The 440-nt window shown below is 65.0% G+C and carries 1 pseudogene; it reads right to left on the bottom strand.

Annotated features, from left to right (window positions below):
* Positions 1–440, bottom strand: a pseudogene (locus XpopCFBP1817_RS21200) (hypothetical protein); the annotation flags it as partial.

Below are 440 nucleotides of genomic sequence, written 5' to 3'. Positions count from 1 at the left end.
TTTACCCCCTCCATCAGCTCGGCGTAGCGCGTCAGTTCGGTCCCGTGATCATAGGTCAGGCTCGTTCGCATCGAGGCAGGAGGCGTTTTCATCTGGCGGTTAACCCCTTCCAGCGCATCTGCCGCCGTGCAGCCATCCATCCGGCACAGCACGACCACGCGCGTCTTGCACTCCACCAACGTGCCCACGCAGGAACGATTGAACGCGCCCTTGATCAGGTCACCTTCCCAAGGGCCTGGAACCAGACGCTGCTGCACCTCCTGCTGGGGCGACCAGCGCCACAGCACCAGATGATCACGCACCACCTGAAACAGCTCGGTCCCCGAGGTCAGCCGTCGTCGCCTGGTGCTGTGCTGACGCCGTGCTCGGTAACGTCTCCCCGCGCTGCGCGCGCAAGAGGCCGTGCTGTCCTGCCTGGCCAACGCCCGACGCACTGTCGA

The organism is Xanthomonas populi, assembly GCF_002940065.1.
GTDB lineage: Bacteria > Pseudomonadota > Gammaproteobacteria > Xanthomonadales > Xanthomonadaceae > Xanthomonas > Xanthomonas populi.
This window is presented reverse-complemented; position numbering and strand designations above follow the sequence as displayed.